Annotated in this window: 1 rRNA gene; it reads left to right on the top strand. The window is 53.5% G+C overall.

Annotation, left to right across the window (positions count from 1 at the left end):
- Positions 1-256: ribosomal RNA gene (locus GTP90_RS36270) — 16S ribosomal RNA — on the top strand; the annotation flags it as partial.

Raw genomic sequence — 256 nt, 5'->3', positions numbered from 1 at the left:
CGGGAGGCAGCAGTGGGGAATTTTGGACAATGGGCGCAAGCCTGATCCAGCAATGCCGCGTGAGTGAAGAAGGCCTTCGGGTTGTAAAGCTCTTTTGTCAGGGAAGAAACGGTGGGGGCTAATATCCCTTGCTAATGACGGTACCTGAAGAATAAGCACCGGCTAACTACGTGCCAGCAGCCGCGGTAATACGTAGGGTGCAAGCGTTAATCGGAATTACTGGGCGTAAAGCGTGCGCAGGCGGTTTTGTAAGACT

The sequence above is a fragment of the Duganella vulcania genome, from assembly GCF_009857655.1.
GTDB classification, from domain to species: domain Bacteria; phylum Pseudomonadota; class Gammaproteobacteria; order Burkholderiales; family Burkholderiaceae_D; genus Rugamonas; species Rugamonas vulcania.
This window is presented reverse-complemented; position numbering and strand designations above follow the sequence as displayed.